The 15,581-nt window shown below is 62.9% G+C and carries 16 protein-coding genes; 8 read left to right on the top strand and 8 right to left on the bottom strand.

Annotated elements, in window-relative coordinates; translation table 11 throughout:
- Positions 1-96: 96 nt before the first annotated feature.
- Genes BLT86_RS00865 through BLT86_RS00845 form a run of 5 tightly spaced genes read left to right on the top strand, consistent with a single transcriptional unit; the run spans position 97 to position 4,159 of the window.
- The gene (locus tag BLT86_RS00865) at positions 97-903 is read left to right on the top strand and encodes an alkaline phosphatase family protein (protein WP_021488381.1); all 807 of its coding nucleotides are present in this window, start codon (positions 97-99) and stop codon (positions 901-903) included.
- Positions 900-1,742 carry an ABC transporter permease gene (locus tag BLT86_RS00860; RefSeq protein WP_017677905.1) on the top strand — a complete coding sequence of 281 codons (843 nt, stop codon included), beginning with the start codon at positions 900-902 and terminating at the stop codon, positions 1,740-1,742. Before BLT86_RS00865 ends, BLT86_RS00860 begins: the two co-directional genes overlap by 4 nt.
- Positions 1,729-2,523, top strand: a complete 795-nt coding sequence (locus BLT86_RS00855) for an ABC transporter permease (RefSeq protein ID WP_017677906.1) — start codon at positions 1,729-1,731, stop codon at positions 2,521-2,523. Before BLT86_RS00860 ends, BLT86_RS00855 begins: the two co-directional genes overlap by 14 nt.
- Positions 2,520-3,506 carry an ABC transporter ATP-binding protein gene (locus BLT86_RS00850; RefSeq protein WP_017677907.1) on the top strand — a complete coding sequence of 329 codons (987 nt, stop codon included), beginning with the start codon at positions 2,520-2,522 and terminating at the stop codon, positions 3,504-3,506. Before BLT86_RS00855 ends, BLT86_RS00850 begins: the two co-directional genes overlap by 4 nt.
- Entirely contained in the window at positions 3,506-4,159 is a 654-nt protein-coding gene (locus BLT86_RS00845; protein WP_092374210.1) for an HAD family hydrolase, read from the top strand. The genes BLT86_RS00850 and BLT86_RS00845 overlap by 1 nt, the downstream gene beginning before the upstream one ends.
- Here the strand turns inward: BLT86_RS00845 and BLT86_RS00840 are convergent.
- Positions 4,146-5,015, bottom strand: a complete 870-nt coding sequence (locus BLT86_RS00840) for a LysR substrate-binding domain-containing protein (RefSeq protein WP_092380288.1) — start codon at positions 5,013-5,015, stop codon at positions 4,146-4,148. The genes BLT86_RS00845 and BLT86_RS00840 overlap by 14 nt on opposite strands.
- 143 nt (positions 5,016-5,158) lie before the next feature.
- Here BLT86_RS00840 and BLT86_RS00835 point away from each other — a divergent pair, with 143 nt between their 5' ends.
- Entirely contained in the window at positions 5,159-6,001 is an 843-nt protein-coding gene (locus BLT86_RS00835; protein WP_017677910.1) for a bifunctional allantoicase/(S)-ureidoglycine aminohydrolase, read from the top strand.
- Between the two features lie 155 nt (positions 6,002-6,156).
- Here BLT86_RS00835 and ahpF read toward each other — a convergent pair whose 3' ends face one another.
- The 3 genes from ahpF to BLT86_RS00820 all read right to left on the bottom strand — a co-directional run bounded on the left by ahpF (position 6,157) and on the right by BLT86_RS00820 (position 9,706).
- Positions 6,157-7,713 (bottom strand): alkyl hydroperoxide reductase subunit F, encoded by a 1,557-nt coding sequence (gene ahpF, locus BLT86_RS00830; RefSeq protein ID WP_092374207.1) that lies wholly within the window; start codon positions 7,711-7,713, stop codon positions 6,157-6,159.
- A gap of 311 nt (positions 7,714-8,024) precedes the next feature.
- A complete protein-coding gene (ahpC, locus tag BLT86_RS00825; protein WP_017677912.1) occupies positions 8,025-8,588 on the bottom strand; it encodes an alkyl hydroperoxide reductase subunit C in 564 nt (187 codons plus the stop codon).
- Between the two features lie 155 nt (positions 8,589-8,743).
- Complete coding sequence (locus tag BLT86_RS00820; protein ID WP_092374204.1) at positions 8,744-9,706, bottom strand: zinc-binding dehydrogenase; 963 nt, start codon at positions 9,704-9,706, stop codon at positions 8,744-8,746.
- A 128-nt stretch (positions 9,707-9,834) separates the two neighbouring features.
- Between BLT86_RS00820 and BLT86_RS00815 the strand changes: the two genes are divergently transcribed.
- The gene (locus BLT86_RS00815) at positions 9,835-11,916 is read left to right on the top strand and encodes a carboxy terminal-processing peptidase (protein ID WP_064494248.1); all 2,082 of its coding nucleotides are present in this window, start codon (positions 9,835-9,837) and stop codon (positions 11,914-11,916) included.
- Positions 11,917-12,014: 98 nt separating this feature from the next.
- Complete coding sequence (locus BLT86_RS00810) at positions 12,015-13,769, top strand: bifunctional diguanylate cyclase/phosphodiesterase (RefSeq protein WP_017677915.1); 1,755 nt, start codon at positions 12,015-12,017, stop codon at positions 13,767-13,769.
- Here BLT86_RS00810 and BLT86_RS00805 read toward each other — a convergent pair.
- The 4 genes from BLT86_RS00805 to BLT86_RS00790 all read right to left on the bottom strand — a co-directional run bounded on the left by BLT86_RS00805 (position 13,758) and on the right by BLT86_RS00790 (position 15,506).
- Positions 13,758-14,243, bottom strand: coding sequence for an SEL1-like repeat protein (locus BLT86_RS00805; RefSeq protein WP_026088663.1), 486 nt, complete (start codon positions 14,241-14,243; stop codon positions 13,758-13,760). The two genes, BLT86_RS00810 and BLT86_RS00805, sit on opposite strands and share 12 nt — an antisense overlap.
- Entirely contained in the window at positions 14,236-14,601 is a 366-nt protein-coding gene (locus BLT86_RS00800) for a hypothetical protein (protein WP_017677917.1), read from the bottom strand. Before BLT86_RS00800 ends, BLT86_RS00805 begins: the two co-directional genes overlap by 8 nt.
- Positions 14,598-14,921, bottom strand: coding sequence for a helix-turn-helix domain-containing protein (locus tag BLT86_RS00795; RefSeq protein WP_017677918.1), 324 nt, complete (start codon positions 14,919-14,921; stop codon positions 14,598-14,600). Before BLT86_RS00795 ends, BLT86_RS00800 begins: the two co-directional genes overlap by 4 nt.
- 141 nt (positions 14,922-15,062) lie before the next feature.
- Positions 15,063-15,506 carry a YkvA family protein gene (locus tag BLT86_RS00790; protein ID WP_017677919.1) on the bottom strand — a complete coding sequence of 148 codons (444 nt, stop codon included), beginning with the start codon at positions 15,504-15,506 and terminating at the stop codon, positions 15,063-15,065.
- Positions 15,507-15,581: the final 75 nt, after the last annotated feature.

Raw genomic sequence — 15,581 nt, 5'->3', positions numbered from 1 at the left:
CGCGACACCATTGATCCGTAGCCCGGATGAAATCCGGGGCAATCGCCAAGTACGCCCCCGGATTGCATCCGGGCTACGACCGAACGAGAGAAATCCATGAAGCACAACGTCATCCTGGTGGTACTGGATGGCCTGAGCTATCAGGTGGCCCAGCATGCGCTGGGCCACCTGTTGGCTTACTGCCAGGCCGGGCGCGCCGCGCTGTACAAGCTCGATTGCGCACTGCCGGCACTGTCCCGCCCGCTCTACGAATGCATCCTCACCGGCGTGGCGCCCATCGACAGCGGCATCGTCAATAACGATGTGGTGCGCCTGTCGAATCAGCGCAGCATCTTCCACTACGCCCGTGACGCCGGCCTGAGCACCGCCGCCGCGGCCTATCACTGGGTCAGCGAGCTGTATAACCGCGCCCCCTTCCAGGCTTCCCGCGACCGTCACACCTTTGAACCGTCGCTACCGATCCAGCACGGCCACTTCTATTACGCCGACCACTACCCGGATTCGCACCTGTTCGCCGATGCCGACAGCCTGCGCCAGCGTCACAGCCCCAACCTGCTGCTGGTGCACCCGATGAACATCGACGACGCCGGCCATAAGCACGGTCTCGACAGTTCGCAGTACCGCAACGCCGCGCGCATGGCCGACGTGCTGCTGGCCGAATACATCCAGACCTGGCTCGACGCCGGTTACCAGATCCTGGTGACCGCCGACCACGGCATGAACAACGACCGCAGCCATAACGGCGTGCTGCCGGAAGAGCGCGAAGTGCCGCTGATCGTTCTCGGCAGCGCGTTCAGCCTCGATCCTGCAGCCCGCCCACAACAGACCGAGCTGTGCGGCACCATCTGCCAGCTACTCGGCGCGGCCCACGACAAACCCTGGTGCAGGGAGCTGCTTGCATGAAGTCCACCATTTCCAGCAAGGGCTGGGCACTGCTGTGCCTGGTACCCTTCGCCCTGTTCTTCTTCGCCTTCCAGATCGCACCGTTGGCCTGGGTGGCGAGCAACAGCCTGAACACCGCCGAAGGCTGGGGCCTGGGCAACTTCCAGCAGGCCTTCTCCTCGGCGTTCTACCGCCAGGCCATGCGCCACAGCCTGGAGGTGGCCTTCTGGTCGAGCCTGTTCGGCATCGTCATCGCCATCATCGGCAGCTATTCGCTGCGCCAGGTCAGCAGCCGCCTGCGCGATTTCGTCATGGCCTTCTCCAACATGACCAGCAATTTCTCCGGGGTGCCGCTGGCCTTTGCCTTCATCATCCTGCTCGGCTTCAACGGCGCGCTGACCATCCTGCTCAAGCAGATGGGGGTGATCGAGGACTTCAACCTCTACTCCAAGACCGGCCTGATCGTCCTTTACACCTACTTCCAGATTCCCCTCGGCGTATTGCTGCTCTATCCGGCCTTCGACGCCCTACGCGAAGACTGGCGCGAGTCGGCCGAACTGCTCGGCGCCAGCACCTGGCAGTTCTGGCGGTATATCGGCCTGCCGGTGCTGACCCCGGCGCTGCTCGGTACCTTCGTCATCCTCCTGGCCAACGCCCTGGGCGCCTATGCCACGGTGTATGCGCTGACCACTGGCAACTTCAACATCCTGCCGATCCGTATCGCGGCGATGGTTTCCGGCGACATCTTCCTCGACCCGAACATGGCCAGCGCGCTGGCCATGGTGCTGGTCGGCCTGATGACCCTGATCACCATCGTCCACCAATGGCTGCTGCGCCGGAGCTACCATGTCACCCGCTGAAAAACGCTCGCCGCTGTTCCACCAACTGGTGGTCTACCTGCTGTTTCTGATCCTGCTGCTGCCGCTGCTCGGCACCCTGGTCTATTCGCTGTCCACCAGTTGGTCGGCGACCATCCTGCCCAGCGGTTTCACCTTCAAGTGGTACGTGGCGCTGTGGAGCGATGCACGCTTTCTCGCCGCCTTCGGCCGCTCGCTGCTGGTCTGCTTCGGCGCCCTGGCGCTGGCACTGCTGCTGATCCTGCCGCTGCTGTTCGTGGTCAACTACCACTTCCCCAAGCTCGACGGCGTGATGAACGTGCTGATCCTGCTGCCGTTCGCCATTCCGCCGGTGGTGTCCTCGGTGGGCCTGATGCAGCTGTTCGCATCCGGCCCGCTGCCGATCCTCGGTACGCCATGGATACTGATCGGCTGCTACTTCACCATCGCCCTGCCCTTCATGTACCGGGCCATCACCAACAATTTGCAGGCGATCAACCTGCGCGACCTGATGGACGCCGCCCACCTGCTCGGCGCCAGCACCTGGCGCGCGGCCTTCATGGTGGTGCTGCCGAATCTGCGCAAGGGTTTGATGGTTTCGGTGTTCCTGTCCTTCAGCTTCCTGTTCGGCGAATTCGTCTTCGCCAACCTGCTGGTGGGCAGCCGCTACGAGACGCTGCAGGTGTACCTGTACAACATGCGTAACGACAGCGGCCACTTCACCAGCGCCCTGGTGATCTCCTATTTCATGTTCGTGCTGCTGATGACCTGGGCAGCCAACCGTCTGAACAAGGACAAATCATGAGTTACCTGAATATCCGCGGCCTGCATAAAAGCTACGGCGCAACGCCCATCTTCACCGACATCAATATCGAGATCGGCCAGGGTCAGTTCATCACCCTGCTCGGCCCGTCCGGCTGCGGCAAGTCCACCCTGCTGCGCTGCATCGCCGGCCTGACCGCAGTCGACGGCGGGCAGATCCTGCTGGGCGGCGAGGACCTGGTACCCGTTGCGCCGCAAAAGCGCGGCATCGGCATGGTGTTCCAGAGCTATGCGCTGTTCCCCAATATGACCGTGCAACAGAACGTCGCCTTCGGCCTGCGCATGCAGAAAGTCCCAGCCGCCGAGGCCAGCAAGCGCGTCGCCGAGGTGCTGGAACTGGTGGAGCTCAGCGACTACGCCGACCGCTACCCGCAGCAGCTCTCCGGCGGCCAGTGCCAGCGCGTGGCCCTGGCCCGCTCGCTGGTCACCCGCCCGCGCCTGCTGCTGCTCGATGAGCCGCTGTCGGCGCTGGATGCGCGCATCCGCAAACACCTGCGCGAGCAGATCCGCGCTATCCAGCGCGAGCTGGGCCTGACCACCATCTTCGTCACCCACGACCAGGAAGAGGCGCTGGTCTTGTCCGACCGCATCGTGCTGATGAACGGCGGGCAGATCGTCCAGAGCGGCGACGCCGAAACCCTCTACACCGCACCGGCCGATGCCTTCGCCGCCGGTTTTATCGGCAACTACAATCTGCTCGATGCCGAGGCTGCCAGCCGCCTGCTCGGCCAACAGATCGGCAGCCGCGTGGCGATTCGCCCGGAGGCCATTCACTTCACCGACGGCGGCATCGAGGCGCAGATTCGCAGCCATAGCCTGCTCGGCAACGTGATCCGCTACCGCGTCGAAGCGCGCGGCGTGGAGCTGCTGGTGGATGTGCTCAACCGCTCCGCCGCCGACCTGCACCACGACGGCCAAAGCGTCAGCCTGGCCATTGGCGCCGATGCAATCCGGGAGGTGGCGTGATGGCCCTGGCGATTTTCGATCTCGACGAAACCCTGATCCACGGCGACTGCGCCAGCCTGTGGACACAGGAAATGGTGAAGATCGGCTGGGCCGACGGCGACTCCTTCCTCGCCCACGAGCAGGAGCTGATGCGTCAGTACGCCGCCGGTACCCTGGCCATGGAGGACTACATGGCCTTCACCCTGTCGCCGCTGGTTGGCCGCACGCCCGAGGAGGTCGCCCATGTGGTCGAGCCCTTCGTCGAGGACGTGATCGAACCGATCTTCTACAGCGACGCCAGCCGCACCCTGGCCGCGCACCGCGCCGCTGGCGACCGCCTGCTGGTGATCTCCGCCTCGGCGCATTTCCTGGTCAGCGCCATCGCCGAGCGCTTCGGTATCGACGAGGTCTTGGCCATCGATCTGGAGCTGCAGCACGGCTTCTACAGCGGGCGCACCCAGGGCGTGCTGACCTACCGCGAGGGCAAAGTGATTCGCCTCGAGAGCTGGTTGATCGAACAGGACGAAAGCCTGGCCGGCGCCAGCTTCTATTCCGACTCGCGCAACGATCTGCCGCTGCTGCAACTGGTGGACAAGCCGTTCACCGTCAACCCCGACCCGACCCTGCGCGCCCACGCCGAACAAGCCGGCTGGCCGATCCTCAGCTGGAGCTAAGCGCAGGGCTCATGATGCCTTCGCAAGCCTCGATCAGCGCTGCCGCCAATTCGCGCGCGTAACCGGGCAGCTGGTTGCGCGCATGCAGCGCCACCTCGACCGGCGCTACCGGTGCGAAGCCTTCGGCCTCGCCCAGCTCGCGATGCTCGCTGGTGATCAACCGGCGCGGCAGCAGAGTCAGGCCCAGGCCGCCCTCGGCTGCGGCGCTGACGCCGGGCAGGCTGCTGCTGACATAAGCGATGCGCCAGGGTTTGCCCATGGCATCCAGCGCATGGGTCATCTCCAGGCGATACAGGCCGTTGGGCGGAAACACCGCCAGCGGCACCGGATTGCGCGCCAGCACCGGTCGCGCACGACTGTCGAGCCAGGCCAGCGGCTCGGCCCAGCTGGCCAGGCCCTTGGCGCTGCCGGCGCGTTGCTTGATCAACGCCAGATCCAGCTCGCCGGCATTGAACGCGCGCCACACGTCATGACTCAGACCACTGGTGATCTCCAGGCGAATGCCCGGATGCGCGTCGGCAAAATCGGCCAGATAAGGCGTCAGGCTGTTGGCGGCGAAATCGTCCGGCACGCCGAGGCGCACCTCGCCCTCCACCGCACTTTGCCCCAGCGCCAGCATGGCTTCGTCCATCAGTGCGACGATGCGGTTGGCGTAACCGAGCAGGCGTTCGCCCTCGGTGGTGGTCACCACGTAGCGGCCACTACGGTCGAGCAGCTCGGCACCGAGCTGCTCCTCCAGGCGCCGCACCTGCTGGCTGACGGTGGACTGGGTCAGGTGCAGGCTGGCAGCCGCGCGGGTGAAACCACCGGTCTGCACCACGGCGAGAAAACTGCGTAACAGCACCGGATCGAGCATGTCGCCACCCATCATGAAAGCCACTGACAGGCATTCTACTATTTAATTTCCGAATCCAGCCGCGAATTCCTATAGTGCATGGGAGCCAAGTTTCCGCTCGGGGATCGAACCCCGTGCCATTCACCCGCCGAGGCAACCTCTCGATGAGCAAATCGCCCTACTACTACGCACCGCATGGCGGTCACCCAGGTCAGGATCAACTGCTGACCGACCGCGCCATGTTCACCGAAGCCTATGCCGTGATCCCCAAAGGCGTGATGCGTGACATCGTCACCAGCCACCTGCCGTTCTGGGACAACATGCGCATGTGGGTCATCGCCCGCCCGCTGACCGGCTTCGCCGAAACCTTCTCGCAGTACATCGTCGAAGTCGGCCCGAACGGCGGCAGCAACAAGCCTGAGCTCGACGCCACCGCCGAAGGCGTGATCTTCGTCGTCGAAGGCGAATTCAGCCTGACCCTCAACGGCACCCAGCACGCCATGCGTCCGGGCAGCTACGCCTTCATCCCGCCGCAGAGCGATTGGTCGCTGCGCAACAACGGCAGCCAGGCCGTGCGCTTCCACTGGCTGCGCAAGGCCTACCAGCCGGTCGAAGGCGTGCCCTACCCGGAAGCCTTCGTCACCAACGAGCAGGACATCGAGCCGATCGTCATGCCGGGTACCGAAGGCCGCTGGAGCACCACGCGCTTCGTCGAGATCAGCGACATGCGCCATGACATGCACGTCAACATCGTCAACTTCGAGCCGGGCGGCGTGATCCCCTTCGCCGAAACCCACGTCATGGAACACGGCCTGTACGTACTCGAAGGCAAGGCGGTGTACCGCCTGAACCAGGACTGGGTCGAAGTGGAAGCCGGCGACTTCATGTGGCTGCGCGCCTTCTGCCCGCAGGCCTGCTACGCCGGCGGCCCGAGCCGCTTCCGCTACCTGCTGTACAAGGATGTGAACCGCCAGATGCCGCTGACCCTGGGCGGTCTGAAGCGCTAAGCGCGTCGCCCCAGGGATGGGGCGTAACTGTGGGAGCGAGCTCTGCTCGCGAATCGCTTGGATTGCGATGTTCGCGAGCAGAGCTCGCTCCTACGGATTCCTTTAAACGAAAAGGCCACCCCAAGGGGTGGCCTTTGCGTTGGTGCAACAACCGATCAGCTATGGCGGATCAGGTGGTCGAAGGCGGACAGCGATGCCTTCGAGCCTTCGCCCATGGCGATAACAATCTGCTTGTACGGCACAGTGGTCACGTCACCAGCCGCGAATACGCCAGGGATATTGGTCGCACCCTTGGCATCGACGATGATCTCGCCGAAGCGGTTGAGCTCCACGCTGCCCTTGAGCCAGTCGCTGTTGGGCAGCAGGCCGATCTGCACGAAGATGCCTTCCAGCTCGACGCTGTGCAGTTCCTCGGTGATGCGATCCTTGTACACCAGGCCGTTGACCTTCTGACCGTCGCCCTTGACCTCGGTGGTCTGCGCGCTCTTGATCACGGTCACGTTGGGCAGACTGCCCAGCTTCTTCTGCAGTACGGCATCGGCACGCAGGGTGTCGGCGAACTCCAGCAGGGTCACGTGGGCGACGATGCCAGCCAGGTCGATGGCTGCCTCGACGCCGGAGTTACCGCCGCCGATCACCGCCACACGCTTGCCCTTGAACAGCGGGCCGTCGCAGTGCGGGCAGAAGCACACGCCCTTGGCCTTGTATTCCTGCTCGCCGGGCACACCCATCTCGCGCCAGCGTGCGCCGGTGGAGAGGATCACGGTCTTGGCCTTGAGCGACGCGCCGTTCTCGAACTTCACTTCGTGCAGGCCGCCTTCGCTGCTGGCCGGTACCAGAGCCGAAGCACGCTGCAGGTTCATCACGTCGACTTCGTATTCCTTGACGTGTTCTTCCAGCGCGCGCACCAGTTTCGGGCCTTCGGTTTCCTTGACGGAGATGAAGTTCTCGATGGCCATGGTATCGAGCACCTGACCACCGAAGCGCTCGGCGGCAATCGCGGTACGGATACCTTTACGCGCGGCGTAGATGGCAGCCGAAGCACCGGCCGGGCCACTACCGACTACCAGTACGTCGAAGGCGTCCTTGGCACTCATCTTCTCGGCGTCGCGGTTGGCAGAGCCGGTGTCGATCTTGGCAAGGATTTCCTTCACTTCCATGCGACCGGAAGCGAACACCTCACCGTTCAGGTAGATGCTCGGCACAGCCATGATCTGGCGACGCTCGACTTCTTCCTGGAACAGCGCACCGTCGATGGAGACGTTGCGGATATTGGGGTTGAGCACAGCCATCAGGTTCAGCGCCTGGACCACGTCCGGGCAGTTCTGGCAGGACAGCGAGAAATAGGTCTCGAACTCGAACTTGCCTTCGATGCTCTTGATCTGCGCGATGGTGTCGGAATCCAGCTTCGATGGATGACCGCCCACTTGCAGCAGCGCCAGCACCAGCGAGGTGAACTCGTGGCCCATGGGGATACCGGCGAAGGCAACGCCGGTGTCTTCGCCCGGACGATTCAGGGCGAAAGACGGACGGCGGGCATCGCTGCCGTCAGTCTTCAGGGTGATCTTGTCGGTCAGGCCGACGATGTCCTGGAGCAGGCCCAGCAGCTCCTGAGATTTCGCGCCGTCATCGAGGGACGCGACGATCTCGAACGGCAGGGTGACCTTCTCCAGGTAGGCCTTCAACTGGGCTTTAAGATTGGCGTCCAACATGGCGGAAATTCCTCAAATACGAAAATTCGGGCAATAAAATGCCCGGACGGATCGCGCCCGGGCATCGGGCACCACAAGGGCCGGTAATGGCCCAAACAGCGCAGGTAGCAATTGCAAAACGGATTTCAGAGCGTCGCGAGCGACGGCTAGGCAAGGCGAAACGACCAACGGGAGTAACAGCCAAAGGCTGGCCCGAAGGGCGAGCGCCAGCGAGTAAATCTGGCGAGGGCGCGAAGTGTACTGAAGTACATGACAAGCCCGAGCCTGATTACAACGCTGCCTAGCCGAGCGCAGCAGCTCTGAAGCCGTTTTTAGATCTTGCCAACCAGGTCCAGCGAAGGAGCCAGAGTGGCTTCGCCTTCTTTCCACTTGGCCGGGCAAACCTGACCCGGGTTGGCGGCGGTGTACTGAGCAGCCTTCAGCTTGCGCAGAGTCTCGGAAACGTCGCGAGCGATTTCGTTGGAGTGGATCTCAACGGTCTTGATCACGCCTTCCGGGTTGATCACGAAGGTGCCACGCAGAGCCAGACCTTCTTCAGCGATGTGTACGCCGAAAGCGTTGGTCAGCTGGTGAGTCGGGTCGCCGATCAGCGGGAACTGAGCCTTGCCAACGGCCGGCGAAGTTTCGTGCCATACCTTGTGCGAGAAGTGGGTGTCGGTGGTCACGATGTAGACCTCGGCACCGGCCTTCTGGAACTCGGCGTAGTTGTTGGCAGCGTCTTCGATTTCGGTCGGGCAGTTGAAGGTGAAGGCAGCCGGCATGAAGATCAGCACGGACCACTTGCCCTGCAGGCTCTGCTCGGTAACTTCGACGAACTCGCCAGCGTGGAAAGCGTTGGCCTTGAACGGTTGTACCTGAGTGTTGATGAGGGACATCTCTGACTCCTTCTGAGGTTTCTGTGAGGGTTTGAAATTTACAGGACGTATCTTAGCGACCTAACGAAAAAAAGCTTATTGATTACGGCCATGATATTGATTGAATGAGCCAATCGTTGGCCAAGCCCGCGCCAGGCGCGGGCTAGAGCTCTTGCTCAGACAATATTGGGATCGATAAGCAGCGCGATTTTACCCGCAACCTGATTACCGGCGAGTGTCTCGAATGCCACTTCACTGTCTTTGAGGGCAAAACTGCGCTCGAGTTGCGGCTTTAACCGCCCCTCGGCAAACAGCGGCCAGACCTGCTGCTGCAGATCGCGCAACAGGTCGGCCTTGAACGAGTCGTCGCGATTGCGCAGGGTCGAGCCGATCAGTTGAACGCGCTTGCCCAGCACCTGAGCCAGGTCCAGGGTGGCCTCGCGTCCGCCCATCAAACCAATATTGATCCAACGACCATCACGGGCCAGCAATTCCAGGTTGAGCGCCGCGTACTGCCCGCCAACCGGATCGAGGATCACATCGAACGGTCCGAAATCACGCAGCGCTTGCAGGTCTTCGCCGCGCAAGGCACCGCCCTGGGCACCGAGCGCTTCGCAGTAGGCCAAGCGTTCTGGTGAGCCGACGCTGACCCAGCAAGGGCTGCCGAATGCCTTGCACAGCTGGATGGCGGCCGAGCCGACACCGCTGGCGCCGGCATGCAGCAGGACTTTCTCACCGGGACGCAGGGCCCCGAGCTGGAACAGATTGAGCCAGGCGGTGGCATATACCTCGGGCACCACAGCGGCCTCGACCAGGCTCAAGCCTTCTGGCACCGGCATGGCGTGGCGAGCATCGAGCACCACCTCTTCTGCCATGCCACCGCCCGCGAGCAGACAGCAGACGCGATCCCCCACCTGCCAGGCGCTGCCGGCGCCGACTTCGACAACGACCCCGGCGCACTCCAGGCCCAGCGCCTGGCTCGCACCGGGCGGCGGCGGATAAAGCCCGGCGCGCTGCAACAGGTCAGCCCGGTTGAGCCCAGCGGCAGCCACCTTGACCCGAATCTGCCCCGCGTCACAGGTCTGCGCCGGTTGTTCCAGCCACTCTGCACGCCCTTCGACGCCTTGCAATGCCTTCATGCTGCCTCCATAGTGCAAGTGTACCGAGCCCAGCGCATACCGCCGGGCTTTCGCCTAGCGCCAACGGAACCTGGCGCCCTCAAATACGGCCTAATATGCGTTATCAACTGCCACTACGTCGAATCAGCATGAAGCGATCTCTTGCAAGCACCGCCCTCGCCCTCGTACTCGGCTTCAGTGCCCTGCCGCTGGCGGCCAAGACCACCACAGCGACCAGTTGGGACTATCTGCAGCCGGATCGCGAGCAGGTGATCGCCAGCCTCAACGTAGTGGAGCTGCTGCGCCGCCATCACTACAACAAGCCGCCGCTGAACGACGAACGCTCGATTCAGATCTATGACAACTACCTGAAGTTGCTCGATCCATCTCGCAGCTATTTCACTGCCGCTGACATCGCCGAATTCAATCAGTGGCGCAGCAGATTCGATGATCTGTTGAAAAGTGGCGACCTCGAGCCGGGCTTCACCATCTACCGCCGCCACCTGACCCGCATGGAAGAGCGCCTGAACTACGCGCTGGCGGAACTGGGCAAGGGCGTCGACAAGATCGACTTCACCGTCGACGAGCAGTTGCAGGTCGATCGCGAGAAAGCGCCCTGGGCCAAAGACCGCGCTGAACTCGATGAACTGTGGCGCAAGCGTGTCAAAGACGAAGTGCTGCGCCTGAAGATCGCCGGCAAGGAAACCAAGGACATCCAGGAGCTGCTGACCAAGCGCTACAAGAACCAGCTGGCACGCCTCAAGCAGACCCGTGGCGAGGACGTGTTCCAGGCCTACATTAATGCCTTCGCCACCACCTACGACCCGCACACCACCTATCTGTCGCCGGATAACGCGGAAAACTTCGACATCAACATGAGCCTGTCGCTCGAAGGCATCGGCGCCGTCCTGCAAAGCGACAACGAGCACGTCAAGGTGGTGCGCCTTGTGCCTGCCGGCCCGGCCGAAAAGAGCAAGCAGATCGCACCGGCAGACAAGATCGTCGGCGTCGCCCAGGGCAATGATGAAATGGTCGACGTGATCGGCTGGCGCCTGGACGAAGTGGTCAAGCTGATTCGCGGCCCGAAAGGTTCCACCGTACGCCTGGAAGTGATCCCGGCCAGCAATCCGCCCAGCGACCAGACCAGCAAGGTGGTCACCATCACCCGCGAAGCGGTCAAGCTGGAAGAGCAAGCTGCCAAGAAGAAGGTCTTGGACCTCAAGCACGATGGTCGTGACTACAAGCTCGGCGTCATCGAGCTGCCGGCCTTCTACCTCGATTTCAAGGCCTTCCGCGCTGGCGACCCGAACTACAAGAGCACCACCCGTGACGTCAAACGCCTGCTCGACGAGCTGCAGGCCGAGAAGGTCGACGGTGTGGTCATCGACCTGCGCAACAACGGCGGTGGCTCGCTGCAGGAAGCCACCGAACTGACCAGCCTGTTCATCGAACAGGGCCCCACCGTGCTGGTACGCAACGCCGACGGCCGTGTCGACGTGCTCGCCGACGAGAACAAGGGCGTCTACTACACCGGCCCGCTGGCCGTATTGGTCAACCGTCTGTCCGCATCGGCCTCGGAAATTTTCGCCGGCGCCATGCAGGATTATCACCGCGCGCTGATTCTCGGCGGCCAGACCTTCGGCAAGGGCACGGTGCAAACCATTCAGCCGCTCAACCATGGCGAACTGAAACTGACCCTGGCCAAGTTCTATCGCGTTTCCGGCCAGAGCACCCAGCACCAGGGCGTGATTCCCGACATCACCTACCCGGACGTGATGGACACCAAGGACATCGGCGAAAGCGCGCTGCCTGCGGCCCTGCCCTGGGACAGCATTCGCCCGGCGATCACTCCAGAACTGGACCCGATCAAGCCTTTCCTGACCGAGCTGAAAGCTCGTCACGATCAGCGCACGGCCAAAGACCCGGACTTCGTCTTCACTCGCGACCGCCTTACCCTGGCCAAGAAGCTGATGGCAGAAACCACCGTCAGCCTCAACGAGCAAGCCCGCCGTGCGCGCCAGGCCGAAGTCGAAGCCAAGCAACTGGCACTGGAAAACAACCGCCGCCTGGCCAAGGGCGAAGAGCCGCTCAAGGAACTGGAGAAGGAAGACGAGGACGCACTGCCAGTCGCCGATGAAAAGAGCACACCGGAAGACGATGCCTACCTGGCAGAGAGCGGACGCATCCTGCTCGACTACCTGGGCCTGAACCCCTCGCTGGCGCTGCATTGAGGCGACTCATCGAGCGTCATCAAATCGTCATCGAACTGTCGTGAAATAAAGGGCCGGTTAAACACCGGCCCTTTCGTTTCCGGCAGATCGAGAACACCATGACCGTCACCGAGCAGTTGAGCGCGCTGGGCAACATCCTCGCTCACGGCGACCTCAGTAGCCTGTTCCAACCTATCGTCTCGCTGTCCGAACAGCGCATTCTCGGCTATGAGGCCCTGACCCGTGGCCCCTCCAACAGCCCACTGCATTCGCCACTGACGTTGTTCGCCGTCGCCCGTCATGCAGGGCGCCTGAGCGAGCTGGAAATGGCTTGCCGCAAGAGCGCCTGCAGAGGCTTCAGCGCCCTGGGCCTGGACGGCAAGCTGTTTCTCAACGTCTCGCCGGAGTCGCTGCTCGACCCCAGCCATCAACCAGGGCGTACACTGAAATTGCTGCAGGCTTTCGGTATTCCACCGAGCCAGGTGGTGATCGAACTCACCGAGCAGTCTCCCACCGAAGACTTCGCTCTGCTCGACAACGCCCTGCACCACTACCGCGCCATGGGTTTTTCCATCGCCCTGGATGACCTCGGCGCGGGCTACTCCAGCTTGCGCCTGTGGTCGGAGCTGCGCCCGGACTACGTGAAGATCGACCGCCACTTCATCGATGGCATTCATCAAGATGCAGTGAAGCGTGAGTTCGTCGGCTCGATCCTGAAGATGGCCGAAGCCTCGCGCGCTCAAGTGATCGCCGAGGGTATCGAACTGCCAGAAGAGCTGGCCGTACTGGCAGAGATGGGTGTCGATCTGGTGCAGGGCTATCTGCTCAGCAGGCCGCAGGAAAAGCCGCCACGCGATGCCCGGCAGCTGCTGCCCCAGGTCCTGAGCAATCAGGTCAGCCTCAGTGAGGACAGCCATGACCTCAGCGCCCTGCTCAACGACCAACCCGCGGTCGACCAGCACACGGCCATCGCTGAAGTGCTGGACGTATTTCGCGCCCAGGCCAACCTGAACTCCCTGGCCGTACTGGACACGCAGCGCCAACCGGTCGGGATCGTCCACCGTCACTCGCTGTCCGAAGCGCTGCTCAAGCCCTTCGCCACCGATCTGTTCGCGCGCAAACCTATAAGTCGCCTGATGAGCCAGGACTTTCTCGCCGTGGAACTGACACAGTCCCTGCAGAAGGTCAGTCGCCTGCTCACCAGTCGCGCGCGCCAGCGCATCGAGGAAGACTTCATCATCATCCAGAACGGTCGCTACCTGGGCCTGGGCCGGGTCATCGACGTGCTCAAGCTGATCACCGAACAGAAGCTGCAGCAGGCCCGACACGCCAATCCGCTTACGCTGCTGCCGGGTAACGTACCTATCCAGCAGTGCCTTGGCCGCCTGCTGCAGCAGCAACGCGAAGCTGCGGTGTGCTACGTGGATCTCGACAGCTTCAAACCCTTCAACGACCTCTATGGCTATGCCAAGGGTGACGAGGTGCTGCTGTGCCTGGCGCAATGCCTGAACGAGCGGGTCGATCCGGCCCGCGACTTCGTCGGGCATATCGGCGGTGACGACTTCATGCTGGTGCTCGGCTCACCAGACTGGCGTGAAAAGCTCGGCAAGCTGATCGAGGATTTCCAGAATCAGTGCCGACGCTTTTACCGCGATGAGCATCTTCAGGCCGGCTGCTTCATTGCCCACAACCGCCACGGCCAGCGCCAGGAATATGCGCTGCTGTCACTGTCTATCGGCGTGGTGCACGTAAAAGAGGAAGATTGCGCCCAGCTCGATGCCTCGCGCCTGGCCGAACTGGCCTCCGAGGCCAAGCGTCAGGCCAAGGCCGTGCCTGGCTACAGCCTGCATATTCTGCAAGGCTCAACGGCCTGAGCGCGTAGCCTCGTCCGCCATGGCGGCATAGCGCTCGGCGACTTGCAGGTCTGCGTCCAGCCCGGGAGCACCGTCGCGATAGAGCTGGCTCAGACGACTGGCAGCCAGAGGATGGCCGGCAGCCAACGCCATTTCCCACCAACCTACTGCTTGCGAGGCATCCGGCGCCTGCCGGGTATCGCCCTGCAGGGCCTGCACGCCTAACTGATAGGCGGCCTTGCCGTCACCGCCATTGGCGGCCAGGCGCAACAACCTCAGCCCTTCCTCACGCGCACCCAGGCCCTGCCCCCTGAACAGCAGGATATGGCCGTAAAAGCTCTGTGCCGTGTGATCGCCGAGATTGGCCATGCGCCCGTACTGACCCTGCATCCATTGCCACACACGTGGCTGACGCAGCGCCGCCGGCCAGTGAAACAGACGCCGGGCCAGCCAGTAGCCAAGGCGTGCGCGTACCTGCCAGAGCAACCTAGACATCGGCGGGGTAGTCGAACTCGAACACCCTGACCACCTCGGCAGCGTGCCAGGATGCAGCTGCCACACCATCGGAAGCGCCACTGAAGCGTCCCAGGCTCGTCACGCAGTCGAAGAATCCGGTACGTGGCAGGCGACTGGCGCCCTGGCTGATCACCAGAGCGCTGCGCAGCGGTCGTTCGGCGCGCGCATCCAGCGCCGCCAGATGCTCCAATGCAGCGGTCAGCGTCTGCATGGCCGGCGTGGGCAGATCGAGACGTTCGATCAGCGCGCGGTAGGTCAATAGATGACGCTGACGGCGAGCCTCGTCCAGCTCCGCCAGTAGTGCCTGCCAGTGTTGGCGACTGATACGCACGCTCAAGACCAGCCCTCCAGCCCCAGTTCCCAGGCCAGCGAACGCAGAATGGCAGCGTCGGGTTGACGTTCGCCACTTTCGATCATGGCTAGATAATGAGGGCTGATGCCGACGCTGCGAGCCAGCGCTTCCGGGCTCAGGCCCTTGGCTTCGCGTACCGTTTGCAATTGCGCGAGAGGCGCGCGATTGGCTGTAGGCGTTGGCGAAGGCGCAATGGCCGCGGCAACGTCCTGGCGACCCGCGGCTTGCAACAAGGCCTGATAATCGGCCCAGGGCAGCACCGCGTATTCCGGCTCGCCGTCACGGGCAATGATTTGCACACTCATGAGTCTCTCCGTTGGAAAGCAGGGCCGACAGCCTCGACCCCTTCCTTGCGTGCGGCCATCTTAACAGGCGTCTGCTGCCTGGGGCGTGATCCATGCTGCCAAGGTAGCAAGATGCGGTGCTCGCCCTGGCCCAACAAATCATCAGGAATGCAACGGATCGACCCGCTCCGCTGCCGGCAGGTGCTCGATGAGTGCCAAACGTTCCGGGCTTTGTTTGTCGCGCCAAGCCCTGAAGACTTCGAGCTCGCCATGCCAGGTGCGCATTATCCAGGCCAGCACGGCCAGGTCATCGACGAAGCCAACGCCGACCAGCCAGTCGGGAATGGCATCGAAGGGGGTAATGAAGTACAGCAGCGCAGCCACCACCATCAACAGCGCCTGACTGCTGATCTGCCTGTACTCTCCCTTGAACCAGGCCAGACTGAGTGCACGCAGCAGTTGCAGGTCCTCTTTGAGAGCGGCGAAGCGTTGGCCTTGTGGCGTGCGCTTGTCAGCCAGCGCGCGGAGCAACTCCGGCAACCGGCCTTCACGCAGGAAGCGGGCAGCCAGCGGCAGGTAACGCGTCAGTTTCCACGGTGTTTTCATGCGGCCTCCTCGGCAAGCCAGGCAGTATCTGGGCTTGCCTCGCTTATCCACCGAAGCTGTGGATAAATCTGTGCA

Source organism: Pseudomonas sihuiensis (assembly GCF_900106015.1).
Lineage (GTDB): Bacteria > Pseudomonadota > Gammaproteobacteria > Pseudomonadales > Pseudomonadaceae > Aquipseudomonas > Aquipseudomonas sihuiensis.
This window is presented reverse-complemented; position numbering and strand designations above follow the sequence as displayed.